24 protein-coding genes are annotated in these 24,430 nt (G+C 35.4%); 7 read left to right on the forward strand and 17 right to left on the reverse strand.

The genetic code is table 11. The features are described from left to right. Positions 1-123 precede the first annotated feature (123 nt). Entirely contained in the window at positions 124-603 is a 480-nt protein-coding gene (locus NiCM35_RS18550) for a DUF456 domain-containing protein (protein ID WP_095333866.1), read from the reverse strand. A gap of 147 nt (positions 604-750) precedes the next feature. Between NiCM35_RS18550 and NiCM35_RS18555 the strand changes: the two genes are divergently transcribed. Then, positions 751-1,530, forward strand: coding sequence for a DUF1189 domain-containing protein (locus NiCM35_RS18555; protein WP_123260849.1), 780 nt, complete (start codon positions 751-753; stop codon positions 1,528-1,530). 133 nt (positions 1,531-1,663) lie between these two features. Here NiCM35_RS18555 and NiCM35_RS18560 read toward each other — a convergent pair whose 3' ends face one another. After that, complete coding sequence (locus NiCM35_RS18560; RefSeq protein ID WP_095333863.1) at positions 1,664-3,376, reverse strand: methyl-accepting chemotaxis protein; 1,713 nt, start codon at positions 3,374-3,376, stop codon at positions 1,664-1,666. A gap of 180 nt (positions 3,377-3,556) precedes the next feature. Here NiCM35_RS18560 and NiCM35_RS18565 point away from each other — a divergent pair, with 180 nt between their 5' ends. Next, on the forward strand, positions 3,557-3,877 hold the full coding sequence (locus tag NiCM35_RS18565) for a LysM peptidoglycan-binding domain-containing protein (protein ID WP_095333861.1): 321 nt from the start codon (positions 3,557-3,559) through the stop codon (positions 3,875-3,877). A gap of 234 nt (positions 3,878-4,111) precedes the next feature. Then, on the forward strand, positions 4,112-5,230 hold the full coding sequence (gene ispG, locus NiCM35_RS18570; RefSeq protein WP_171510336.1) for a flavodoxin-dependent (E)-4-hydroxy-3-methylbut-2-enyl-diphosphate synthase: 1,119 nt from the start codon (positions 4,112-4,114) through the stop codon (positions 5,228-5,230). A gap of 56 nt (positions 5,231-5,286) precedes the next feature. Here the strand turns inward: ispG and NiCM35_RS18575 are convergent, their stop codons facing one another. Continuing rightward, entirely contained in the window at positions 5,287-5,679 is a 393-nt protein-coding gene (locus NiCM35_RS18575) for a DUF4190 domain-containing protein (RefSeq protein WP_095333860.1), read from the reverse strand. A 158-nt stretch (positions 5,680-5,837) separates the two neighbouring features. Between NiCM35_RS18575 and NiCM35_RS18580 the strand changes: the two genes are divergently transcribed. Continuing rightward, entirely contained in the window at positions 5,838-6,416 is a 579-nt protein-coding gene (locus NiCM35_RS18580; protein ID WP_095333858.1) for a hypothetical protein, read from the forward strand. A 72-nt stretch (positions 6,417-6,488) separates the two neighbouring features. On the opposite strand, the gene zur is transcribed toward NiCM35_RS18580, so the two are convergent. Further along, complete coding sequence (gene zur, locus NiCM35_RS18585) at positions 6,489-6,902, reverse strand: zinc uptake transcriptional repressor Zur (RefSeq protein ID WP_095333856.1); 414 nt, start codon at positions 6,900-6,902, stop codon at positions 6,489-6,491. A 272-nt stretch (positions 6,903-7,174) separates the two neighbouring features. Here zur and NiCM35_RS18590 point away from each other — a divergent pair, with 272 nt between their 5' ends. Next, positions 7,175-7,432, forward strand: coding sequence for a DUF2624 family protein (locus NiCM35_RS18590; protein WP_016202998.1), 258 nt, complete (start codon positions 7,175-7,177; stop codon positions 7,430-7,432). A gap of 41 nt (positions 7,433-7,473) precedes the next feature. On the opposite strand, the gene NiCM35_RS18595 is transcribed toward NiCM35_RS18590, so the two are convergent. Together NiCM35_RS18595 and NiCM35_RS18600 are read right to left on the reverse strand one after the other, a co-directional pair. Beyond that, positions 7,474-8,367 (reverse strand): deoxyribonuclease IV, encoded by an 894-nt coding sequence (locus NiCM35_RS18595; RefSeq protein WP_095333854.1) that lies wholly within the window; start codon positions 8,365-8,367, stop codon positions 7,474-7,476. A 19-nt stretch (positions 8,368-8,386) separates the two neighbouring features. Further along, positions 8,387-9,697, reverse strand: a complete 1,311-nt coding sequence (locus NiCM35_RS18600) for a DEAD/DEAH box helicase (RefSeq protein ID WP_123257988.1) — start codon at positions 9,695-9,697, stop codon at positions 8,387-8,389. A 265-nt stretch (positions 9,698-9,962) separates the two neighbouring features. On the opposite strand from NiCM35_RS18600, the gene vrrA reads away from it, so the two are divergent. Then, positions 9,963-10,547 carry a VrrA/YqfQ family protein gene (gene vrrA, locus NiCM35_RS18605; RefSeq protein WP_235850356.1) on the forward strand — a complete coding sequence of 195 codons (585 nt, stop codon included), beginning with the start codon at positions 9,963-9,965 and terminating at the stop codon, positions 10,545-10,547. Positions 10,548-10,781: 234 nt separating this feature from the next. After that, on the forward strand, positions 10,782-11,723 hold the full coding sequence (locus NiCM35_RS18610; RefSeq protein ID WP_095333850.1) for a 4-hydroxy-3-methylbut-2-enyl diphosphate reductase: 942 nt from the start codon (positions 10,782-10,784) through the stop codon (positions 11,721-11,723). A 541-nt stretch (positions 11,724-12,264) separates the two neighbouring features. Here the strand turns inward: NiCM35_RS18610 and NiCM35_RS18615 are convergent. From NiCM35_RS18615 to recO, 11 genes are all read right to left on the reverse strand, one after another. After that, positions 12,265-13,380, reverse strand: a complete 1,116-nt coding sequence (locus NiCM35_RS18615) for a Nif3-like dinuclear metal center hexameric protein (RefSeq protein WP_095333848.1) — start codon at positions 13,378-13,380, stop codon at positions 12,265-12,267. Further along, on the reverse strand, positions 13,367-14,077 hold the full coding sequence (locus NiCM35_RS18620; protein ID WP_433780496.1) for a tRNA (adenine(22)-N(1))-methyltransferase: 711 nt from the start codon (positions 14,075-14,077) through the stop codon (positions 13,367-13,369). Before NiCM35_RS18620 ends, NiCM35_RS18615 begins: the two co-directional genes overlap by 14 nt. Positions 14,078-14,099: 22 nt before the next feature. Next, positions 14,100-14,642 carry a hypothetical protein gene (locus NiCM35_RS18625; protein WP_123257989.1) on the reverse strand — a complete coding sequence of 181 codons (543 nt, stop codon included), beginning with the start codon at positions 14,640-14,642 and terminating at the stop codon, positions 14,100-14,102. A gap of 142 nt (positions 14,643-14,784) precedes the next feature. After that, positions 14,785-15,909: an RNA polymerase sigma factor RpoD gene (gene rpoD, locus NiCM35_RS18630; RefSeq protein WP_047941284.1), complete on the reverse strand. Its 1,125-nt coding sequence runs from the start codon at positions 15,907-15,909 to the stop codon at positions 14,785-14,787. A gap of 39 nt (positions 15,910-15,948) precedes the next feature. Further along, positions 15,949-17,763: a DNA primase gene (dnaG, locus tag NiCM35_RS18635; RefSeq protein WP_123260846.1), complete on the reverse strand. Its 1,815-nt coding sequence runs from the start codon at positions 17,761-17,763 to the stop codon at positions 15,949-15,951. A gap of 40 nt (positions 17,764-17,803) precedes the next feature. Further along, a complete protein-coding gene (locus NiCM35_RS18640; protein ID WP_095333840.1) occupies positions 17,804-18,265 on the reverse strand; it encodes a YaiI/YqxD family protein in 462 nt (153 codons plus the stop codon). Positions 18,266-18,641: 376 nt separating this feature from the next. Next, positions 18,642-19,472 carry a pyruvate, water dikinase regulatory protein gene (locus NiCM35_RS18645; protein WP_095322362.1) on the reverse strand — a complete coding sequence of 277 codons (831 nt, stop codon included), beginning with the start codon at positions 19,470-19,472 and terminating at the stop codon, positions 18,642-18,644. Then, on the reverse strand, positions 19,465-20,115 hold the full coding sequence (gene ccpN / locus NiCM35_RS18650; protein ID WP_047941287.1) for a transcriptional regulator CcpN: 651 nt from the start codon (positions 20,113-20,115) through the stop codon (positions 19,465-19,467). The genes NiCM35_RS18645 and ccpN overlap by 8 nt, the downstream gene beginning before the upstream one ends. Before the next feature lie 207 nt (positions 20,116-20,322). Next, on the reverse strand, positions 20,323-22,389 hold the full coding sequence (gene glyS / locus NiCM35_RS18655; protein ID WP_095333838.1) for a glycine--tRNA ligase subunit beta: 2,067 nt from the start codon (positions 22,387-22,389) through the stop codon (positions 20,323-20,325). Then, a complete protein-coding gene (glyQ, locus tag NiCM35_RS18660; RefSeq protein ID WP_047941289.1) occupies positions 22,382-23,272 on the reverse strand; it encodes a glycine--tRNA ligase subunit alpha in 891 nt (296 codons plus the stop codon). Before glyQ ends, glyS begins: the two co-directional genes overlap by 8 nt. A 378-nt stretch (positions 23,273-23,650) precedes the next feature. Next, complete coding sequence (recO, locus tag NiCM35_RS18665; protein ID WP_433780501.1) at positions 23,651-24,406, reverse strand: DNA repair protein RecO; 756 nt, start codon at positions 24,404-24,406, stop codon at positions 23,651-23,653. Positions 24,407-24,430 lie beyond the last annotated feature (24 nt).

Genomic DNA, 24,430 nt, shown 5'->3' on the forward strand with positions numbered 1-24,430 from the left:
TTACTTCAAACAAATAGTTACCCGAACAAGTATCTGAAGATGCCAATGCTTTCGAATAATCGTTCGGGTTTTTTATTCATTTTTTTAGAAAGAGGTTTGTAAGTTTCATCTTATAAGCTTTTTTTATATTTTAAAGAGGAAATAAATAATCATGATTGCTTGGATAATTCCTTTTGTTACTACACTGCTTAGGAAGCCTATTAATGAACCTACTCCTATTTTCAGGGCATTCTTCCAATTTGTCTTACTAACCACGAGTTCAGCTAGGACCGCCCCAATAAATGGGCCAAGAAGAATTCCTACCACAGGAATAACAAAAGGACCTATAAGTAACCCTATTGTACTTCCCCAGATACCAGCCTTTGACCCTCCAAATTTCTTTACTCCAATCCAATTGGATACGGAATCGGCAAAGAATAATAAGATTACAAACATACCTTGGATAATCCAAAAAAGGATACTAAGTTCTTCGAATGAAAAGAACAGACCATATAAAAGATAACCGGCTAATATAAAGATCACGCTTGGAATGATTGGATAAATCAGTCCAATAAACGCAATAATGAATAATATACTGATAATTGTCCAATAAATAATATCCATAACGATCCTCTTTTCTTCTTATTTATCTATTATGTTACCCATTCATCTTGTTTACCACACTTTTTTCTGCAAATCAAATGCTCGGACTTGTATCTATCGGTTGTAAAAAGATACAATAGGGATGAAACTTTTGAAGGATGTGTAAGAATGAATATTTTTAAGCAGTTTTATCGAAGCCTCTATTCTCCAAAAGATATAGCAAGCTTCCGTTTTCAAGGTATCGGAAAAACCATTATTTATTTGTTGCTTTTGACGATTATTGCCTCACTACCTAATCTATATTATTTAAATAAGGGAATAAATGAAGCAATACATACGTTTAGTGTAACCATGGAGGACGAAGTACCTTCTTTTACAATAAGTGATAATATCCTACATACAGATAATAATGAAGAACCTACTATTATTGAAAAACCGGATTTAACAATCATTGTTGATTCCTCAGGAACTTATGATCACGCGAAGGTTAGTTCCTACGGCAATACAGTAGCCCTTTTAAAGAATGAATTCGTAATAGTAACTTCTGGACAAGCTCAAACATTTGCCTATTCCTCATTCGGTAACTTTACCATGACAAGTGAGGAGCTCATTGACTTTATCCAAGGAATGGATTCATTATCCTATGTGTTTATCATTATATTAGTTGTTATTTACATTCTGTTCATGCTTCTCTATAAAGTCTTACAAACTCTTGTGCTTGCTATGTTTGGAAGCTTTTTCGCGAGAATATTCGGCAAAGGATTGACTTATGCACAGTGCTGGAAAATCACTGTCTACAGTATCACTATTCCAGTAATTTTCTTTGCTATTATGGATTGTTTACAGACAGTTGTTCCTAATGGATACTTATTAAATTGGTTTATTAGTTTATTCCTTGTCTGCTTAGCCATTAAAGAAATACAAACAGAAAAGCCACTACAACCTTAAAAAAATAGGCTAGGTATTTTAGAAAAAAAGCCAAACAATCACGAACGCTTTGTGCAATTGTTTGGCTTTTTTATTTATAAAGGATATTGTCTCCCTTAAGCTACGAACGGGATTAGTCGTCTGATCATTTAATTTATTCGCTCCCATCCTTAGGAGCTGTTTGTTCTTCCATCTTAATATTCTCTTCTAAGGCTGCTACTAACGTTGTTAATCTAGCACTTATCTCTGCATTTACCTGAATACTCTCTTGCTGTATGTCTCCTATTCTTTTCATTTCATCAGAACTAGCAAGTGTTTGTTGACTAATCGATGTAACATGGAGTGTACTATGTTCCATTTTAGGAAAAAAGGCTTGAAGTTCATTTAATAAATAATGATTTTCCTTTAGTCCCGTATTGACAAGAGAAATTCCTTGCAATAACTGATTAATGGAAACTGTTGCTTTTTGAACTAAACCCTCACTTTTCGTAAAGTTCATTTGAATATCTTCTAAATCAGATGATGACTTTTGAATAATTAGATCCATATCGAGTGTGAAGGATTTAATATCCTCAGCGGATTTAGATGATAAAACAGCTAGTTTTTTCACTTCATTTGCTACTACAGCAAATCCCTTTCCTTGGCTGCCTGCTCGAGTCGCTTCTAATGTGGCATTCAAAGCTAAAAGCTTAGTTTGTTCAGCCAAACCTTTAATATCTTCTACCACCTTTTTAATCGATAATGCATGGTTATTTAAAAGATCATTATTGCTATATATCACTTTCACTTTGTCTTGTAGCATATGTTGGCTGGCAAACAAATTATTCATATTTTCTTCACCATGAATAGCAGCGAGATTCATTGCTTCCGTATGATCCTTTATTTTCTGGCTGCTTTTTTCAATTTGCTCGCTTAATGCCTTCATTTCTTGAAAAACACTAATATTATGTTCGGAACTAATAGCTGTTTGCTCAGCTCCATTTTTCACCGTATTTATCATTTCCGTGAGGCTTTTTCCACTTCCAATCATCTGCACAGCTTCAGTATGTAATATATCATTTGTTTTGGATAAATGAGCGCTTGTTGCTTGCATCTCAGATAGGACAAGCTTTAACCGCTTAATCAATAAATTGTAACTGTTTATAAGCGAATTTATTTCTGGTATTGAGGTTTTAATGGATGTTACCTCATTTAAATGACCATTTCTGGCAATCCTCATGATTTCCCGTAATTTCAATAAGGGACTTACCATCGTTTTGACAAAAAAACGAATAACCATTGCTATAATAATAATACTCAATGCCGAAAACAGTAGTAGACTATTTTTTAATTGCTTTACATTATGCAAATATTCTTCTTGCGGTACAACTAATAAATATATCCCCTTCAATTCTTGGATTTGCTGAAAAGCAACGGTATATGTTTTTCCATTCCATTTCGTTTCCAATACTCCTGACTCTAAATCATGTATCTTCTGAATGAAGGAATTCTCCCACGTAAAATCAGACGTTTGACTTACTTTAAAAGGCTTAACCTCCTTTTCTGTGAGTACAAAAAAAGAGGCATTTAAACCTTCTTGAGCAAAACTAGCATCTTGATCTCTAATTATTTGTTCCATTTTTGTTTGGAACTTTTCTTCCTGGCCAACATACATTAACATTGTATTTTGCGCCATTACGTAAATAGTATTTGCCTCTTTTTCTAATCTTTCATGCATCATCTTAATCATCATTTTAGTAGAACTGTTAATAGAAATAAATGTCAAGATTAAAATTGTAATAATAAATAACGGTAAAATAAACAGAAATAACCGATTTTGAATAGAAAGCTTTTCCTTTTCTTTTTTCCTGTCCTTGGTTTTATTCATCTACTTGTCCCCCCTACTCAAACATTTTCACAAATATTTGTTAAGAACATGTAAAAGCAAAGTAATTTAATGTTAATTTTTATGACTTTTTACCTATATCCACCTTCCTAGCATTTTCATTGGTCTAATCGATAGTGGACAAGCATATAATTTCCTATAATCAGTTTAGGGGGATTTACGATGAAAAGGTTTTTTATTACCTTTGTTGTTCTAGTTACCATATATGTCATTTATATTGATTTAAACGAAGGCACACTCTCCTCCCGAAAAGAACAAGAACCGACAATAGAAACACAGGGCACACCTCAAGATTCGGCCTCATCCTTTGAGCAAAAAGTAAAATCTGGTGACACCGTTCTCTCAATTGTTGAACAATATTCGACTGGCGGTTTATCCGTAAGTCTTGAGACAGTAGTGAACGACTTTCAAAAATTAAATAATGGACTAAAACCGGAAGATATTCAAATTGGCAAAACCTATCTCTTTCCGATTTATAAATAGCATAAAAGAGAACTTCCAAAAATAATCTAATTTGAGGAAGTTTTTTGTTTTAATCAACAAGTTAGTTATCCCCATCCTTGAGGTGCTCCCAGTAAAAAGCTAAGCATTTTTTAGCAAGTTTCTTGTCAATTTCAATGTTTCATTGATACAATAGGTAAGGATATCAAGATTTAAATAAAAAGCTAATTATTTTGGCTTGTCCAATATAAAAGGAGCGAATCACCATTGAGTGAAATTATACATCGTACAAAAACCCGACCAATAAAAGTAGGTAATATCACTATTGGGGGAAGTAATGAATTATTTATCCAAAGTATGACCACAACTAAAACACATGATGTGGAAGCTACTGTAGCCCAAATTAAACGCTTAGAAGAAGCTGGCTGTCAAGTCGTGCGCGTAGCATGTCCAGATGAACGTGCGGCAAATGCTATCAGTGAAATTAAAAAGCAAATAAATATACCACTAGTAGTGGATATCCATTTCGATTATCGTTTAGCTTTAAAAGCAATTGAAGGCGGAGCAGATAAAATCCGAATTAATCCGGGCAACATTGGGAAAAGAGAAAAAGTGGAAGCTGTTGTAAAAGCGGCAAAAGCGAAAGGAATTCCTATTCGAATTGGGGTTAATGCCGGATCGTTAGAAAAGAAAATCTTGGAGAAGTACGGATATCCAACAGCAGATGGCATGGTTGAAAGTGCCCTGCATCATATCAAAATATTAGAAGACCTTGATTTTCATGATATCATTGTTTCCATGAAAGCTTCTGATGTTAATTTAGCAATAGAAGCATATGAAAAGGCTGCAAAGGCTTTTGACTATCCACTACATTTAGGAATAACAGAATCTGGTACGTTATTTGCTGGTACTGTAAAGAGTGCGGCTGGGTTAGGAGCTATTTTAAGCAAAGGCATCGGTAACACTTTACGTATTTCCTTAAGTGCTGATCCAGTTGAGGAAGTAAAAGTCGCTAGAGAACTGTTAAAGTCATTTGGACTTTCCTCTAATGCTGCAACATTAATTTCATGCCCAACATGCGGCCGTATTGAAATTGATCTTATCAGTATTGCAAACGAAGTAGAGGATTATATCTCTACTATAAAGGCACCTATTAAAGTAGCTGTGCTAGGCTGTGCAGTAAATGGACCAGGAGAAGCAAGAGAAGCCGATATCGGCATTGCTGGAGCTCGTGGAGAAGGCCTACTTTTCCGTAAAGGCAAAATAGTCCGCAAGGTTCCAGAAGATACGATGGTCGAAGAATTAAAGAAAGAAATCGATGCAATTGCAGCGGAATACTTTGCAAAAAAAGCTGCAGAAGAAAAAGAGATGGATACTATCAGTGTCCAGCCATAAATTTAAGAAAATCTAACCTCAAATAAGAGGTTAGATTTTTTAATTGCCTTTTCTTGTTAAAAGAATGGAGCAATAAAAATTCCAATGATAATGGAGATAGCACCTAATGCAATAGCCCATGTTCCTAGTGAACTTGCTCCTTTGCTTCTTGCGACGAATCCTAATACTATCCCAACAATCCCTAAAATGATAGGCATTACAAATAAAGAGAGGATAGAAATAACTATCGCCGTAATACCAATCCCTTTACCGCCTACTACTCCCCTGTCTCCCTCCGCATCAGAAGTGACTGGGCGTGTACCAGTAGAAGTCATCGGAGGTGTAGCATTATAAGTCATTGGAGGTGTTATTTCTGCTGATGTTTCTTCCAAATAATCAACAGGTGATTCAGTTCGCTCTCTATCCTGAAAATCGTGACCATATCCTTCATTGCTATTTTGATCTGCCATGATAATCCCTCGCTTTCTTTCATAGGAGCATTTATTATCATCACCAAGTTTTTGATTCGTATGTCTGTTAAAGTTTTACATGATTTCTTCCTTCCTTCTTTCCCTTATCCCTATAATTTGGTAAGCTAGAAAAGAACAACGTGGAAAAGGAGCACAAAATGAAGAAATTGCGTTTTGGAATCGATATTGATGGAACAGTAACCAGCCCAGCTGCATTTATTCCTTTTTTAAATGAGAGCTTTCAATTAAATATTACGCTAGAGGATGTTGTACAGTACGAATTTTACCCTCTTGTAAATGTATCTAATGAGGAATTCGACAAATGGTTTATCGAGAACGAGGCAAGAATTTATACAGCCTCTCCTCTTGCCGAGGGTGCAAATGTTGTTCTCCAAGAATGGGCTGAACAACATGAACTTATCTTTATTAGTGCTAGAGGCGAAGGAATGCTTGAATTGACAAAAGAATGGTTTCTTAATCAAGGTATCAGTTTTAACCATATCGAGTTAATTGGTTCCCATCATAAAATAGCGGCCGCCAAAAAAAATAAGGTCGATATTTTCTTTGAAGATAAGCATGATAATGCAGTGATGCTTCATGAAGAATTAGGGATACCGGTTATTCTTTTTGACACACCTTACAATAGAAAACCAATTCCTAACGGCGTTAAACGCGTAACCTCCTGGAGTGAAGCAAAAAAATGGGTAGATGAATGGGCTAATTCTTCTGTGAAATAACCCCTTCATTTCGTTGCAAAGATACTAAAAACCTCTAAAAAACGAAGCGATATCTATGATATGCTTCGTTTTTTAGTTTCTACACTCTGGGCATTTCCCGTAAATTTCAAATTTATGACCAGATACATCGTATCCTTTCAAGCTTTCTGATAACTCTTCCATTGGACAAGTAATAATTTCTTTTGTTTTTCCACAATCTAAACAAATAAAATGATGATGGTGGTGTTGGTGCGAACAAGTAAACCGAAAATGCTTCTCTCCGTTTAATTCCGTCATTTCAAAAATTTCCAACTCTTCAAATAACGATAAATTTCGATATATAGTATCAAAACTAAGACCCGGATAATCATCCTTTAGCGATTCCAGAACATCCTTAGCTGTTAAATATTTATTCTCATTAGAAAATAGTGCTAATATATCTTCTCTTTTATCGGTATGTTTATATCCTTTTTCCTTCAGAATATCAAGTGCAGTTTGTACATTCATTTCTCCACCTCATTTCTTACACTTTTTATAAAATACTTACATGGAATAATGAGGAAAGAAAACATAATATTGATAAATAGTTAATTCCCCAATATATAAATATAAATCTATAGTAATCATTACGATTTATTCACAATAAATGATTCAAAATCAGTATACAAGAACGATTGATTGTTGTAAAGATATCTCATTCAGATAAGTTTGCCAAAGAAATCAAAAAAGTTAGCACATTTTTGTTATTCCCCTCATATGTTAGAATGGGGAGTGATGACATGAAAATTTTTGAAAACATAATCAATCATAAAATTAACAACATAACCTCTACTGAATTATTGAAATACAGCAAGCAATTCAAAATTAAAATTACAAATGAAGAAGCAGTAAAGCTTGCTAATCACCTTAACGGCCGAAAAGTGAATATTTTTAAGCCTAATGAACGTGCGCAATTAATTAGAGAGGTAGCTAAATTAACAAGTCCTGCGACAGCAAAAGAACTAAATGATTTATTTAATTTATTTGCCGAACAGTAATCTACTTAACGGAAATAAAAAACGCTCAAATGAGCGTTTTTTTAACTTTCTAGGATTTCTTGCAATAAGTTTTCATTAAAGGTTTTCTTTTTAATCATTTCAATTTCATGTTTATATGGCGCTTTTTTGTTTGTTTTATCGATACCAACATACGGTGTTTCCAATATCTTTGGAACATCCGCTAACTCTGAATGATGAACAATTTTCATTAATGCATCAAAGCCAATTTGCCCGTACCCAATATTCTCATGCCTATCTTTTCTTGCACCAACGATATTTTTGCTATCATTAATATGCAATACCTTTAATTTATCTATTCCAACGATTCGATTAAATTCCTCTAATACCCCATCGAAATCCTCGACAATATTATAACCAGCATCATGTGTATGACATGTATCAAAGCATACAGATAATTTATCATTATGTGTAACGCCTTCCATAATCATCGCTAGTTCTTCAAATGTACGGCCGCATTCAGAGCCCTTTCCAGCCATTGTTTCAAGAGCTATCTGTAAGTTTTCATTTCCTGTTAGTACTTCATTCAAGCCTTCAATAATCTTTTTAATCCCTACATCCGCACCAGCACCTACATGTGCACCGGGATGTAACACGATTTGTTTTGCTCCTAACGCTTCTGTTCTCTCAATTTCACTGCGTAAGAAATTTACACCCAATTCAAAGGTTGCCGGGTTTGTAGTATTGGCAATATTAATAATGTACGGTGCATGTACAATAATATCATCAATTCCATTTTGCTCCATATGAAGTTGTCCTGCAGCAATATTTAAATCTTCTATTTTCTTTCTTCTCGTGTTTTGGGGTGCACCTGTATAGACCATGAAAGTATTTGCCCCATAGGAAGCAGCTTCTTCACTCGCCCCTAATAACATTTTTTTTCCGCTCATTGATACATGTGAACCTATTTTCAGCAATTCAATCTCTCCTCTTCACCTATTTTCTTCTACTCTTAATACGCTTTTCTCTCTTTTTAATTGTTTCTACTTGCTGCTGCATTTTCTTCTTGTAGCCCGGTTTCACTTTTTTCGGTTTTTTGACAAGAGATTTAGCCTTTAAATCAATTTCATCTACTTGTTTTTTGCGGTTTTTACGACGATTGCGATCATCTAATTCAATCCACTCACCTTTTTTTAGATCCATATGCTTAAATTCAACGCCTAGTTTTTCTAATTGATTAAGTTTATCCTCATCGGAAGGCTCATAAATCGTTAATGCAATGCCTGAATATCCAGCTCTGGCCGTTCTACCAACACGGTGTACATAAAAATCTAAGTCTGACGGAAGCTCATAGTTGATAACATGACTGATTCCTTTAATATCTATTCCTCTTGCTGCTAGGTCTGTTGCCACAATATATTGAAACTCTAAATCAAGAATTTGCTTCATTACTTTTTTACGTTCGCGAGGTGTTAAGCCACCATGAATTCTAGCAACTTTAAGACCTTTACTTGATAATCCATTTGCAACTTCATCACACATTTGTTTTGTATTCGTAAATACAATAGCAAGATAAGGATTAAAGCTTACTAATGCCTCATATACCGTTGTAATTTTATCTCGATGTCTCGAAGGAATTAATACGTGTTCAATTTTTGCTGCCGTTAACTGCTTTGGCTCAATATGAATAAAGGTTGGATTTTCTAAATATTTCTTTAAGAAAGGTTTTAATTTCTCAGGTATTGTTGCTGAGAACACAAACATACTTAAATCTTTAGGCATTTTTGCAGCAATTTGATCCACATCTTCAATAAAGCCCATATCTAGCATCAGATCTGCCTCATCTACAATAAGGATTTTTGCTGTATGCACAAATAATGCCTGCTCGTTGACAAGATCATTAATTCTTCCTGGCGTTCCAACAACAATTTGTGGCTGTGTTTTTAATTTTTCAATCGAACGTTGTTTATCCGTTCCCCCAATAAATAATCGCGAAGAAATCGGCTGGGCGGAATGCTTCGTAATTTTCTGTATTTCTTGGTGGATTTGATTAGCCAATTCTCTTGTCGGCGCTGTAATAACTGCTTGTACTGCTTGCTTTTCCGGATTGATTTTTTCAATGATCGGCAATACATAAGAATGCGTTTTGCCTGTTCCTGTTTGCGACTGACCAATAGCGCTTTCCCCTTTTAAGACAAGCGGAATGACTTTCTGCTGAATTTCCGTTGGCTCATAAAAACCTAATTCATCAATTGCATCTATAATAAATGGTTTTAATTCATATTGGTTAAATAGATTATTACTCATATAAAAACTCCTTATTAGCCAGATAAATGAGTGTGCACAGATTTGACATTTACCTATAGCTCTTTTGTCCATCATTTAATTATAATAAAAAATCGCTTAAAAGGCTATAACGTGCGCCCTTTTTATTTTTACCAATGTATTTTACTCTATTTCTAGCTTTTATCTTTCTTTTGCTAGCTATCCAAATTTTCTGTTAAAACCTAAACATATTAGTATCAACTGCATATTCTATAAAGTAGTATAAGTGAAAGGAGGCGTTTTAAATATGATGCCACCAAGACAGCGTGGACCGTTTCAAGGACCGCCAATGGGCGGAAGAATGCCAGGAATGCGAGGTCCTTCAAATTTTCCTGGCGGTCCGATGGGGAGAGGTGCAATGCCAAGCAGAGGAAATGGCGGAGGCGGTGGACTCTTATCAAGGTTACTTGGAGGAGGCAATAATACTGCTGGGGCAGCTACGAATGCTGGAGCAAGAAGTGCCGCTTCTGGAGGCGGTGGATTGCTAAAAACGTTAACTAACCCTTCCTCCATTAATGGATTTTTGGCTAATTCTCAAAAATTCCTTAATACAGCAAGCCAAATCGGTCCCATGATTAACCAATATGGACCAATGGTGAAAAACATCCCTGCGATATGGAAAATGTATAGAGGACTAACAAGTTCAAACAAGGAGACAGAAGAGACAGAAGTTACGGAGCAAAAAACTAGTAAGGAAATAAATGACAAAACCACTAGCAAACCACAAACAAAGAAAAAAGTTAAAAAAACAGAAACAGATCATCATGATTTTGAAACAGAATCATTCTCAGAAAACCCATCTGGTGCCTCAAAACCCAAACTTTATGTATAAATTCAACTGGCCTTAACTAGCAAAAACCTTCAGTATATTAAATTGGATCGGTTTTTGCTTCTATTGGTCAGTATTTTTTTTATCCTTTTTGGCTAACTTATTTTCCAGACACTTATGCTTTGTAAACCTCTCTTATGTTATATATAATAAACATGTTATATTATAAAGGAAATAATAGTATCTATAACTTAATATATTTGTTATATAGTAGGATCATGCAGGAGGAATCGGAGAATGAAAGTTATTAAAATTGCACCACGAGGTTATTGCTACGGTGTTGTTGATGCTATGGTAATTGCTCGAAATGCTGCTTTAGATAAAACATTACCTCGCCCCATCTACATTTTGGGGATGATTGTTCATAATAAACATGTAACAGATGCCTTTGAAGAGGAAGGTATTATCACATTAGACGGACAAAATAGAAAAGAAATATTAGACAAAGTTGATTCGGGAACAATCATTTTCACTGCCCATGGTGTATCACCAGAAGTCCGCAGAATAGCAAAAGAAAAAGGGTTAGTAACATTGGATGCAACCTGTCCAGATGTAACCAAAACTCATGATTTAATTAGCGAAAAGGTTAAAGAAGGTTATTACATCATTTATATTGGAAAAAAAGGGCATCCTGAACCAGAAGGAGCTGTTGGTGTTGCTCCACACGCCGTCTCCCTAGTAGAAACACTTGAGGATCTTAGCGGCTTGGAAATTAACCATGAAAAAATCCTCGTTACCAACCAAACAACGATGAGTCAATGGGATGTAGCTGATTTAATGGAAAGCATTAAAGAAAAATTCCCACAAGCTGAATTTCATAAAGAAATCTGCTTAGCAACTCAAGTTAGACAAGAAGCTGTTGCTAAACAAGCAGGTGAAGCGGATGTATTAATTGTTGTTGGCGATCCTAAGAGTAATAACTCAAATCGATTAGCACAAGTTTCCGAAGAAATTGCCCATACTACTGCTTATCGTATAGCAGACATCTCAGAACTCAAGCTAGAATGGTTGAAAGGAGCAAGCAGTGTTGCAGTGACTGCTGGTGCATCCACTCCAACTCCTATTACGAAAGAGGTAATAAATTTTCTAGACCAATACGATCCAGAAGACGAGAATACATGGCAATTTGAAAAGAAAGTTCCATTAAATAAGATTTTGCCAAAAGTTAAGGCGAAATAATGTATAGAACAAGCACTCTCTTCTTTAAATGGAGTGCTTGTTTTTATTTTGGTACATTCTCTCTTTATGAACGCTTGTTTTCTTCCTTCACTGGTAATTTCGGCGTTCACCCCCTTTATGAACACCACATTGCTCTCTTCCCTCTCCATTTTCGGCGTTCATTCCTTTCAGGAACGCCACTTTGCTCTCTTCCCTCTCCGATTTCGGCGTTCATTCCTTTCAGGAACGCCACTTTGCTCTCTTCTCTCTCCAATTTCGGCGTTCATCCCTTTTATGAACACCACTTTGTCCTCTTCCCTCTCCAATTTCGGCGTTCATTCCTTTTATGAACACGCTTTACTCTCTTCTCTTTCCAATTTCAGCTTTCATCCCTTTCAGGAACACCGCTTTACTCTTTTCTCTCTCTAACTTCGGCGTTCACTCCTTTTTCAGCGTACCACCTTAAAAAACGCCCCTTTTATACTTTCTTTACAAAGAAAAAAGCAGACACTCCCTTGGTCTGCACTCCAAAAGTTTGTCCGCTTTTTACCTTAAATCTAGATTATACAAATGTAAAAGGATCGGTGTGAGTTACAGAAGGGAAAATTTCCACCTCATAGCCTTTCTCCTCACACATTCTCTTTAAAACCTTTGTTACACCATTCTTCATCACTTTTTCAACATTGTGTCCAGGATCAATAATATTTAGTCCCACTGCTTGGGCATCATGGGCAACATGATAATACATATCCCCTGTAATATAGACATCTGCCCCTTTCATTAAGGCATGGGAATAATACTTATTGCCATCGCCTCCTAATACGGCTACTTTTTTAACTGGAGAATCTAAATTCCCCACTACACGCACTCTGTCCACTTCAAGAACCTTTTTGACATGGTCAGCAAACTTTCCCAATGTTGTCTCTTCTACTCTTCCAATACGCCCTAATCCTAACTGCTCACCTTTTATCTTTAAATCATAAATATCATAAGCTACTTCTTCATAAGGATGGGCCTTTACCATTGCTTTTACTATTTTCTTTTCTTTCGAAGCAAGATAAACCGATTCTATCTTGACTTCTTCTACTTGCTCCAGCTTATTAACGCTACCTATGTAGGGAACGGCTCCTTCTAATGGTTGAAATTCTCCAATTCCTTCCGTCGAAAAAACACAGTGACTATAATTCCCTATTGATCCTGCTCCGGCATCGCCAATCGACTTTTTCACTTGTTCAACATGTTCTTTCGGCACATATACTACTAATTTCTTTAATTTATCTTCATAAGTAGGAACTAAAACTTCAGCATCCTGTATACCTAAAGCATCACTTAAAAGGTCATTTACCCCACCTTTTGCAACATCAAGATTCGTATGAGCAGCATATACAGTAATATCATTCTTAATTAATTTATGCATTAATTTTCCTGATGGATTGTCCATTGTTATTTTGGAAAGAGAGCGAAAAATAGGAGGATGATGTGCAATGATTAAATCCACCTTTTTTGATATTGCTTCTTCCACTACCTCATCGAGAACGTCTAGAGCAATCATAACGCGTTTAACTGGTCTACTTAAGTCTCCCACCTGCAGCCCGATTTTATCGCCTTCCATTGCATACACTTTAGGGGAAAATTGTTCAAATAAAGATATTATTTCATAGCCATTAATATTCTTCATCGTTTATCACCTCATCCACTAATTTTATCTTATGCTGCAGTTCTGTCCGTTTCTGCGTATTTTCCACAGAATCTGGTGCAGATTCCAACTGTGTAAGAATTCTTTGCCAGTTCTTTTTCTCAAGCTCCCATTTTTTAACGAATGCTGCATCTTTTTCTTTCATTAAAAATGGTCCAAATAATAGGGCACTTTCTTCGTTTAAAGATGGAGATTCCCCTTTTTCCGCTACTAGAACTTCGTATATTTTCCCATCCTCTTCTAAAATTTCTTCTGCCACTAAAGTCCAGTTATTTTTTAATAGCCACTCGCGAATAGAAAATGCACTAATATTGGGCTGAAGGACCAACCTCTGTACCGAATGCAATTTTTCTTTTCCATTTTCCAAAATAGATGCAATCAATGTCCCGCCCATTCCTGCAATGGTAATACAATCTACTTCATTTCCTTGGATTACTTCTAAACCATTTCCTTTTCGTACAGATATTTTCGAAGTTAATCCTTCTTGTTTTACTTGCTTAACCGCTGATTGATAAGGTCCTTCCACCACCTCACCTGCAATGGCAGACTGAACCTCTTTTCTTTTTATCATATAACATGGCAAGTAAGCATGATCTGAACCAATATCAGCAAATTTCGAATTTCTAGGTATGTATTTAGCAACGGTTTCTAATCGTTTTGATAATCTATCTGTATTCATTATATCCCCCACATTTCAAGTTCTAGTTAAACATATACTTGGATACAACAAGTATGACTAATAAACAAGCTCCAATATAAGCAGAAATCGTAAAATATAGCAGTTTAAACCTTTTACCGCATATATACCAAAATAAACAGTTTAGAAATAAAATAATATATAAAAATATTATTTTATTTACAAAAAAATACAAAACAAATGCTACACTGAATAAAAGAAAAATAATAGCAGCAACGGTGGCTGGTATATCTACATTTAACTGTTTTTTATTATACAAAAAAATACCGCCAAAACAAAAAATCAGAAAAATTAGTGAAATAGCCATTTGCAAAATAAAAGACAATTCAGTAAAATATAATAAAAATATAGTTATTGGGATGAAAGAAAAAAATAGTAAAGAAGAAAGTAAGAAACCGCTTCTTTTTTTACTAATTGTATTTTCCTCCACCCCATTACCTTCTGTATATAGGGTAAGTAAATAATCACAATAATGTTCTGGAAGCATTTTATTTTCTTTCCAATAAGCGATTTCCTTAACAATAATTGTTTTTCGCTGATCTTGCATTTTTAAGTATCACTTCCTGTAGTTTAATTTAAGTAAACCAAGAAAAAATAAAACCTTAAAAAAAAGAAATAGCCACTTCTTACAGGAAGTAAACTATTTCTTTATAGGATCGTACTTGAAGACCACTTAAACCTTTGGCAACTTATTCTAAGAAATCTTTTAATCGTTTGCTTCTGCTTGGGTGTCTTAACTTTCTTAATGCTTTTGCTTCAATTTGACGAATACGTTCACGTGTAACACCAAATACTTTACCAACTTCTTCTAGTGTACGTGTGCGACCATCGTCTAGTCCAAAACGCAATCTTAATACATTTTCTTCTCTATCTGTAAGTGTATCTAATACATCTTCTAATTGCTCTTTAAGCAATTCATATGCAGCATGCTCTGAAGGAGAAGTAGCATCTTGGTCCTCAATAAAATCACCTAAATGGGAATCGTCTTCTTCACCAATCGGTGTTTCTAAAGAAACTGGCTCTTGTGCAATTTTTAATATCTCTCTTACCTTATCTGGTGATAAATCCATGTCTTCTCCAATTTCTTCTGGAGATGGTTCGCGGCCAAGATCCTGTAGTAATTGTCGTTGAACACGTATCAATTTATTAATGGTTTCCACCATATGAACAGGAATACGGATTGTTCTTGCCTGGTCGGCAATTGCACGCGTAATCGCTTGACGAATCCACCATGTTGCATACGTACTAAATTTAAATCCTTTTTCATAATCAAATTTTTCAACAGCTTTAATTAAACCCATATTACCTTCTTGGATTAAATCAAGGAATTGCATTCCACGGCCAACATAGCGTTTGGCAATACTTACAACTAAACGTAAATTAGCTTCTGCTAAACGACGTTTTGCTTCTTCGTCACCTTGTAAAATACGTTTTGCTAGGTTTATTTCTTCTTCTGCTGAAAGCAAATCGACTCTTCCAATTTCTTTCAAATACATACGAACTGGATCATTTATTTTTACACCTGGGGGAACACTTAAGTCATTTAAATCGAATTCTTCCTCCCCTTTAGCGAGTTCTTGGACATTTGGAGCTTCTTCTTCTCCATCACCAATTAATTCGACTCCCTGATCACCTAAAAATTCGTAAAACTCATCCATTTGGTGTGAATCTAATTCAAAACTAGATAATTTCTCCGCAATATCATCATATGCGAGCACACCGGTTTTCTTACCTACTTCTGTTAATTGTTCCTTTACCTGATCAAGGGTTAGTTCCGTTTCAATCTCTTTTGAACGGGCAGACTTTTCAGCCATTTGTCCCCCTCCTTCCAAAAAATCAAGACAATAATATACCTATTTTAACGTTTTTTCTAATAATAATACTTCCATGCCAATTTGAGCAGCTTTTATATAGTCATTTTGACGTTCTGCTTCTTTAAGCTGTTGTTTTTTTTCCTTTATTTCAAGCAGTTTTTCATAATTAGTAACTTGTTTCATATAATCACTAATCTCTAATTCACTAACCTCTTCATTCACTTCCATCATTTCGATCTCGGCTACAATCCGTTGTAAATCAGGATCATCAATAAAATTCATAAATGAACTTGTATCAGTGCCTAGACCCTTTTCATAAAAAGCTAGGAGATAAGTAAAAATTGCTTGATGTTCATCAATGTTAAATGCTCTTCCCTGTAATGAGCTTTGCACTTTGTAGGCAATATCCTCACTTTTAAACATATGTGCAAGCAGTCTTTTTTCTGCAGTATGATATGCGGGTAGTAAACCAGTTGCTCTTTTTTTTACTGTATATTGTTTTACAGGAACAACTGTCTTTTCATCAACATATTCGTTTGGACTTGATTGTTCCATCTGCATTTCTTGCTGCTTTAATGCCTCTAAAGATAACGAAAATTCATCCGCCAGTTGTCTTAAATAGAGGTCTTTTTCTACCGCCTTATCCAGTTTAGCAATTTCTCCTATTACTTCTTCTATATAGGCGAGTTTATCTCCTTCATTTTGAAGATTTTTCCCTCTTCGATAGTACAGCATTTTAAATCCCATAAAAGGAATACTACCATGAAGAATTTCCTGCTGTAGTTTATCTTCCCCAAATTTGTTCACATAATCATCGGGGTCCATTCCATCTGGTAACATTACTACTTTAACAATACAATTAGCCTTAGTAAGAAGCTGTCCTGCACGAAAGGCCGCTTCTATCCCAGCTGAATCAGAATCATAACAAATCGTTATATTTCGCGCGTTTCTTTTTAGAATTGCGATATGCTCCTCCGTTAAGGAGGTACCCATTGTCGCAACACTATTTTCCACTCCCGCTCTATTAGCAGCTATAACATCTGCAAACCCTTCAAATAAAACAGCTTGTTGTAGCTTCCTTATAATCGGCCTTGCTTTATGAAAATTGTAAAGTGTATTGCTTTTATTAAAAATTGGTGTTTCGGGACTGTTAAGATATTTGGGATTATTATCCCCTAATGCACGTCCAGAAAACGCAATTGTGTTACCATTTCGATCACTGATTGGGAAGATAATTCGATCGCGGAAACGATCAAAATATTTTTCATCCCTTTCACTTTTTACAATTAAACCAGCTTTTTCTAGTAACGAAACATCGAATTTACGTTTCCCTAAAAACTTCACAGCTAAATCCCAAGAGTTTAATGTATAGCCTATTTGGAACTTTTCAATAATAGGTAATGTAAAGCCCCTATTAGTCAAATATTCCAATGCGTGCTGACCATCCTTTGTATTTACGAGCAAATGATGGTAGAATTTAGATAATAATTCATGTGCATCAATCATTTGCTGTAAATCATTGGGGATAGCTGGTTTTTTTTCTAATTCATTGATTTCAATTCCTAAATCAATGCTTGCTCTGTCTGCAAGACTTGTAGCCACTTCTACAAAGGAAGTGCCTTCTAAATCCATTAGAAAGGTAAATACATTTCCGCCTGCATGACAGCCAAAGCAATGGAATATCTGCTTATCTGGCGATACAGTAAAAGAAGGTGTTTTTTCGCCGTGAAAAGGACAAAGACCGATGAAATTGCGCCCTTGTCTTGTAAGGGATACATGTTCTCCAATGACCTCTACAATATCAGTTGCCTGTTTAATTTCATTAAGTTTTTCTTCAGGAATGCGCGCCACCATTTTCTAACACATCTCCCTACTTATTGCCTACTTTAATGAATTATTCGACGTGTCCAATCGATTCTCCTTCATTTTTCGACAAAATCCTTATAAAATTTCTTCTAAATTTTTGTCGATCCTCCTCTGTAAATGGTTTAGGACCTTTTCCATATACCCCTTTTCGCCTTGCTTTAGCAGATAAATAACGCATATCTAATGCAGTATTTATCGTTTCTTCCTCATACATTACCCCTCTTGGTGAAAGAACAGTAACTTGCTTTAGCAATAAGGTGGAGGCCAAGCCAATATCTTGAGTTACGACAATATCCTGTTTTTTGGTAGCATTCATAATAAATAAATCAACAGCTTCTTTATCACTATCCACATACTTCCAGTTTTGTCCGTCATTCTCCCGCTTCATATGGGCATAGGATGCAACGAACTGCAATTCATAATGATAATAAGAAGCTATTTCGACAATATCTTCTTTTACAGGACAGGAATCAGCATCAACATATATCATGTGTTTTCCTAATGTACTATTAATTCTACATCACTCCACATATTCCTTCTTCCTAAATTATTTTTTCACGAAAGAAGTAATGTCGAAAATTTTTTTATCCCTTCCCTTGACTTCTCACAATAAATAGTTTATTCGTAATAAGCCAAGTCTAAACCTAAAACATGATACTTTTTTATCACAATTTTTTATTATAGTATAAATCAGCTTGAAATTCCATCTTTTTTTATCTATAATTATTCCTTTTAGATCATACTAGAACAAAAAAATGCGAAACAAAGCGAATTTTTCTATTGACTGCGGTAAAGCAGCCATAATGAAAAACTTGATTCTACTTTGGAGAACCAAGTCTTTACCAATTGCTGTTTATAGATAAAAACTAATTATCTGCATTATACTTAGAGCGATAATATAAATTGTGGATAATATTTGCTGTTTCTTCCACTGCTTTATTCGTAACATCGATAACCGGACAGCCAATGCGATTTACGATATCATCAAAATAGGTTAATTCTTCTTGTATTCTTTCAATTTGAGCATAGCTTGCTTGATCACTTAGGCCCAGAGAAATAAGGCGTTCTTTTCTAATATTGTTTAATTTCGTCGGGCTTATTTTTAAGCCAAAGCATTTACTTGCTGGTACTTGAAAAAGTTCTTTTGGCGGATCAACCTCTGGCACGATTGGAACATTTGCCACTTTCACTCTTTTATGTGCCAAAAATTGCGATAAAGGCGTTTTGGATGTTCGTGATACACCAATTAAGATAATATCTGCCTTTTCTAACCCTCTTGGATCCCTTCCATCATCATATTTCACAGCAAATTCTATCGCTTCAACTTTTTTAAAGTAATCTTCATCAAGTTTGCGGACAAGCCCTGGTTCATATAAAGGCGTTTTCCCCCATAAAACTTGGAATTGATCGATAATCGGACCAATAATATCACAGGCATATACGCCCTCTTGGCGAGCCAATTCACTCATATAGTTGCGAACCTCTGGTTTAACAAGCGTATAAGCAATCATCCCATGTTCCATTTTAGCTTGCATGACTACTTCATGTATATTCGATTTATCCTCCACAAACGGGAACCTTTTAATTAATACATTTACATTATGTCCAGAAAATTGGCTGATTGCTGCTTTTGTTACTAGTTCAGCTGTTTCACCAACTGAATCAGATACAACATAAATAATTTGTCTTTCAGTCATTATGTTCCTCCACAATTCCTTTACGATTGTTAGACAAGTCTACAAACGCTCTAGTAATATTTGTTTTCGAAACTCTTCCTATTACAAGAAGACCATTTTCATTTTTTTCTACAACTGGAAGTGCATCTATTTCGTGATCCATTAACTTGCAGCCAACATCTACTAAGATTTCTTCTTTAAAGCAATATGTGACATTCGGCATTCTTGTCATAATAATAGCGACGGGCAAAGAGTTTAACTCTTGTTTACCAATGCTTGCTCGTAATAGATCTTTGCGGGAAACAACTCCAGTTAATGTGGAAGCTTCATCAATAACAAAAATAGTTCCAACATCTTCTGTGAACATAATGACAATGGCATCATAGACAGAGGAATTCTCGTGAACAACTACTGGATGTGAATAATAATCTTTCACAAGGATATTACGGATATTATCAATTACTAGCCGCTCTGAGTTCTTGCCCGTATAGAAGTAACCTACACGAGGTCTTGCATCTAAAAAGCCGGCCATTGTTAATATCGCTAAATCTGGTCGAAGAGTAGCTCTTGTTAAGTTTAATTTATCCGCAATATGCTCGCCTGTTATCGGACCATTTTCTTTTACAATTTCAATAATTTTTTCTTGACGTTTATTCAGTTCGATTTCCTATTCACCACCTTCATTTAGGTAACGATATCTACTAACTATTATATACGAAATAGCCAGAATCAAAAGAAAAAGAATCTAAAGATAACTCTTTTGCTACAACCATATTTAACATTCAAGTACATATTCATTATGCCTAATCATAACAAAAGGAAACTAGGTAGGGGAATCCCCTGCCTAGCTTTTTGTTAAACTATCTAGTTACTACTTCACAATTATTTCATTTACACTTGCGAAACCTTTAATATAAGAAGCCATTTCCGCCATTAAATTTAGACGATTTTCTTTAATTTTCTCATTATCAGCCATTACCATAGTATGGTCAAAATATGCGGAGATTGTTTCTTGTAAAGAGAATAATAACTCAAAATACTCTTTTTCTTCCACTTTGGTATTAATTTTTTCTTTAACTGCTGTAAAACGATTATATAGATCACTTTCATATTCATTTTCAAACAAACTAGGATCAACCGCTGAAACGGTTACTGCCTTATTGGAAATATTGATAATTCGACTTAAAGCTTCTATGCCTTCCTTGAAATTAGCATCATCTTTGTGTAGTTCTAGAACTTTTGCCTTTCTTAAAACACTTGCAGCCCCACCGATTTTTTCTGCTAAAACTGCATCAATCATATCATAGCGGATGCCTTGTTCTTGTAAAATATACTTCACTCGTAATTTGAAGAATGACAGCACTGAATCAACTAATTCTTGCCCGGAAACTTTTGACGTATTCTCTATTGCCTGTATCGACAGTTCAACCAATTGCTCAATCGAAATATTCCAGTTTTTATCTATTAGGGTCTGGACAATTCCAGTTGCCTGTCTTCTTAATGCGTAAGGATCTTGTGAACCAGTTGGTACTAATCCAATACTAAAGAATGAAACAATTGTATCCAGTTTTTCTGCTAATGCAAGTACTGCCCCCACATTACTTGGTGCTGTTTCGTCATCTGCATGACGCGGCATATAATGCTCATTAATAGCGTTCGCTACTGATGCTTTTTCTCCCTTTTGAAGGGCATAACGTTCTCCCATTAATCCTTGCAGCTCAGGGAATTCGTAAACCATATTTGTTACAAGATCAAACTTAGCAATTTGCGCAGCTCTATCGACATCCTGTTTTTCTTCAGAAGTTAACTGTAATTCGTCGGCTAACTTAGAAGCAAGTAAACGAACACGAGCTACTTTTTCTGCTAAAGTACCAATTTCTTCATGATATACGATTGCTTCTAGTTTTTTTAGAAGGTCGTCTATCGCTAACTTTTGATCTTCTTTGTAGAAGAACGCAGCATCAGCAAGTCTAGCTCTTAATACTTTCTCATTTCCCCTTGCAACTTTGTCAAGATGTTGATGATCCCCGTTCCGAACAGTTACAAAATAAGGTAACAACTTTCCTTCCTTCGACTTAACTGGGAAATAGCGTTGATGTTCTTTCATGCTCGTAATTAATACTTCTGTCGGTAACTCTAAATAAGACTCATCAAAAGTCCCATATAAGGCAGTTGGATATTCAACTAAATTAGTAACTTCCTCTAACAAATCTTCATCAATTGGAATGATCCAATTGTTTTCTTCTTCTAATTTATTTATTTGTGAAACGATAGCTTCTTTTCTTTCCGCTGCATTAACCATCACATATTGAGCCAACATTTTCTTCTCATAATCTGAAGAGCTTTGAAAGACGATTTCTCCACCTAAAAAGCGATGACCACGTGACTGATTAGACGTTTCTACATTAGTAATAGAGAATGGAATAACCTCTTCTCCAAATAAGGCAATAAGCCATTTAATTGGACGAATATATCGTAATTCATTATTGGCCCAACGCATATTTTTCGGGAATGTTAAACTTAGAATCAACTCTTTTAATTCTGATAATAGTTCACTTGTCTGTTTCCCTTTAATAAATTTTTTAACATGAGCGTATTCCACACCATTTATCTCTTTAAAATAGATGTCTTCTACCGCTAAGCCTTGCCCTCTGGTGAATCCCGCAGCTGCTTTAGACCATTCACCAGCTTCGTTTAATGCAATACGTTTTGCAGGACCTTTTGCCTCTTCTTCCATGTCATGCTGTGATTCATCTAAGCCAGTAACAAGAAGTGCCAATCTACGCGGGGAAGAAAAAGCCTGAACAGAAGCATAACCCAATTGTTTCTCCGCAAGCCAAGCCTCCATTTTCTCTTTTAGTGATTGTATACTAGCAGAGATAAAACGTGCTGGCATTTCTTCTAAACCGATTTCCAATAATAAGTCTCTTTTATTCATGACTTTTTCCCTCCTTACTTTTTAAAATCGGGAATCCTAATTTTTCTCTTTCTTCGTAGAAAGTTTTTGCCACTTTACGTGCTAAATTTCTGCATCTTCCAATATACCCAGTTCTTTCTGTAACAGAAATAGCACCTTTAGCATCCAATAGGTTGAAAACGTGAGAGCATTTTAATACATAATCATAGGCAGGGTGTACTAGCCCTTCGTCCATTTGTCTATGCGCCTCTTTTTCATAGATTGAGAATAGATTAAACAGCATATCAGTGTCAGACGTTTCAAATGTATATTTACTATGTTCAAATTCTGGTTGATAAAAAATATCTTTGATTGTGAACCCATCTGTCCACTCTAAATCAAAAACATTTTCTTTATCTTGAATATAGGAAGCCAATCGCTCAATTCCATATGTTATTTCAACCGATACTGGCTTACATTCAATACCGCCAACTTGTTGAAAATACGTAAATTGAGTAATTTCCATTCCATCAAGCCATACTTCCCATCCAAGACCTGCGCAGCCTAGAGAAGGATTTTCCCAGTTATCCTCTACAAAGCGAATATCATGCTCTAACGGATTAATCCCTAGTGCTCTTAGAGAATCTAGATATAATTCTTGAATATTGTCAGGAGACGGCTTCATAATTACTTGAAATTGATGATGTTGATATAAGCGGTTTGGATTTTCTCCATATCGTCCATCTGCCGGTCTTCTTGATGGCTCTACATATGCAACATTCCACGGTTCAGGACCAATCGCTCTTAAAAAAGTGTATGGACTCATCGTCCCTGCACCTTTTTCTACATCATATGCCTGCATTAGGATACAACCATAGTCAGACCAATGTTTTTGCAATGTTAAAATCATGTTTTGAATATTCATTGCTTTCCTACACCTCCGAATTTATAAAACGTATATTCAGCATAGATTTATGTAGAGTTTGTTCTCGTAAAGAACACAAAAAACTCTCGTCCCTATGCCAAATATCTCTTGACATAGGGACGAGAGTTAACCCGCGGTTCCACCCTATTTGCTGTATAACTACAGCCGCTTTCATACGCAGTTGCTCCAAGAACGCCTTCCTTAACGCTCATGAACTTGGCTTCCACTATCCCAAGCTCGCTTTTCATGAGGTGAATTAAGTACTACTTTCTTTTCAATGCAACACTCTTATTTACATGAATAATAACGAAAAAAATATTAGTTGTCAACCTTGCTTCGATTTCTTCTTGATGAAGATCACTCTTCATTCAATTACTTTTATGTAAAGGAATCCCCTAAATTTTTCATTGATTGAATAAATTTTTTAGATTTCAAATACAATCCAGAATACTCTTCATAATAAGCATCAATAATCATACTCAGCTCTTTCTTAGTGGAATCTTTTACGGAGATACTTCCTAGACGGGAAATATCCATATAATAAAAAACCCGGAGCAGCTTTACTGTAGCCTGTGAGATTTTATAATGATAAGGGTCCTTTTCCAGGCATTGATGACAGATTAATCCACCTTCTCTGATAGAAAAAGAAAAGTGGCCCTCTGTAGCTCCGCAAAAAACACAGCGATCTAATACTGGATATAATCCTAAGCTGTTTAACATTTTTAGTTCATAGATATTTACTAATATTTCCGAATCATATTCTTCATTCATGTAATTCAACGTTTGATATAATAATTCAAAATGATAAGGATTGGGCTTTTTTTCATCTGTACATTTATCTGTAAGCTCTACTATATAGCTAGCATATGCAGTAAGAAAAATGTCTTCTTTTAATGAGCGCATACTCGATATTATGTCCCCTTGCTGTAAAAGCCCTAATCCACTACTTCGCTGGACGAGAAAATATCCATAGACAAAAGGCTGGGTTACAGCAGAAAGCCTGCTGTTAGGCTTTTTTGCACCTCTAGCCATTACCCCAACCTTTCCCCATTCTCTTGTATACAAAGTTACTATTTTATTGGATTCACCGTAATCGATGGATCTAATTACAATCCCTTCACACTTTTCCAGCATCACCATTCACCATCCCTTACTATA

It is taken from the genome of Niallia sp. M35 (assembly GCF_050971705.1).
GTDB classification, from domain to species: domain Bacteria; phylum Bacillota; class Bacilli; order Bacillales; family Cytobacillaceae; genus Niallia; species Niallia circulans_A.

What these genes read in the sequence shown, in the direction of transcription:
- NiCM35_RS18550 (WP_095333866.1), bottom strand. Translation starts at nt 603, where the DNA reads ATGGATATTATTTATTGGACAATTATCAGTATATTATTCATTATTGCG.
- NiCM35_RS18555 (WP_123260849.1), top strand. Translation starts at nt 751, where the DNA reads ATGAATATTTTTAAGCAGTTTTATCGAAGCCTCTATTCTCCAAAAGAT.
- NiCM35_RS18560 (WP_095333863.1), bottom strand. Translation starts at nt 3,376, where the DNA reads ATGAATAAAACCAAGGACAGGAAAAAAGAAAAGGAAAAGCTTTCTATT.
- NiCM35_RS18565 (WP_095333861.1), top strand. Translation starts at nt 3,557, where the DNA reads ATGAAAAGGTTTTTTATTACCTTTGTTGTTCTAGTTACCATATATGTC.
- NiCM35_RS18575 (WP_095333860.1), bottom strand. Translation starts at nt 5,679, where the DNA reads ATGGCAGATCAAAATAGCAATGAAGGATATGGTCACGATTTTCAGGAT.
- NiCM35_RS18580 (WP_095333858.1), top strand. Translation starts at nt 5,838, where the DNA reads ATGAAGAAATTGCGTTTTGGAATCGATATTGATGGAACAGTAACCAGC.
- zur (WP_095333856.1), bottom strand. Translation starts at nt 6,902, where the DNA reads ATGAATGTACAAACTGCACTTGATATTCTGAAGGAAAAAGGATATAAA.
- NiCM35_RS18590 (WP_016202998.1), top strand. Translation starts at nt 7,175, where the DNA reads ATGAAAATTTTTGAAAACATAATCAATCATAAAATTAACAACATAACC.
- NiCM35_RS18600 (WP_123257988.1), bottom strand. Translation starts at nt 9,697, where the DNA reads ATGAGTAATAATCTATTTAACCAATATGAATTAAAACCATTTATTATA.
- vrrA (WP_235850356.1), top strand. Translation starts at nt 9,963, where the DNA reads ATGATGCCACCAAGACAGCGTGGACCGTTTCAAGGACCGCCAATGGGC.
- NiCM35_RS18610 (WP_095333850.1), top strand. Translation starts at nt 10,782, where the DNA reads ATGAAAGTTATTAAAATTGCACCACGAGGTTATTGCTACGGTGTTGTT.
- NiCM35_RS18615 (WP_095333848.1), bottom strand. Translation starts at nt 13,380, where the DNA reads ATGAAGAATATTAATGGCTATGAAATAATATCTTTATTTGAACAATTT.
- NiCM35_RS18620 (WP_433780496.1), bottom strand. Translation starts at nt 14,077, where the DNA reads ATGAATACAGATAGATTATCAAAACGATTAGAAACCGTTGCTAAATAC.
- NiCM35_RS18625 (WP_123257989.1), bottom strand. Translation starts at nt 14,642, where the DNA reads ATGCAAGATCAGCGAAAAACAATTATTGTTAAGGAAATCGCTTATTGG.
- rpoD (WP_047941284.1), bottom strand. Translation starts at nt 15,909, where the DNA reads ATGGCTGAAAAGTCTGCCCGTTCAAAAGAGATTGAAACGGAACTAACC.
- dnaG (WP_123260846.1), bottom strand. Translation starts at nt 17,763, where the DNA reads ATGGTGGCGCGCATTCCTGAAGAAAAACTTAATGAAATTAAACAGGCA.
- NiCM35_RS18640 (WP_095333840.1), bottom strand. Translation starts at nt 18,265, where the DNA reads ATGATATATGTTGATGCTGATTCCTGTCCTGTAAAAGAAGATATTGTC.
- NiCM35_RS18645 (WP_095322362.1), bottom strand. Translation starts at nt 19,472, where the DNA reads ATGACTGAAAGACAAATTATTTATGTTGTATCTGATTCAGTTGGTGAA.
- glyS (WP_095333838.1), bottom strand. Translation starts at nt 22,389, where the DNA reads ATGAATAAAAGAGACTTATTATTGGAAATCGGTTTAGAAGAAATGCCA.
- glyQ (WP_047941289.1), bottom strand. Translation starts at nt 23,272, where the DNA reads ATGAATATTCAAAACATGATTTTAACATTGCAAAAACATTGGTCTGAC.
- recO (WP_433780501.1), bottom strand. Translation starts at nt 24,406, where the DNA reads ATGCTGGAAAAGTGTGAAGGGATTGTAATTAGATCCATCGATTACGGT.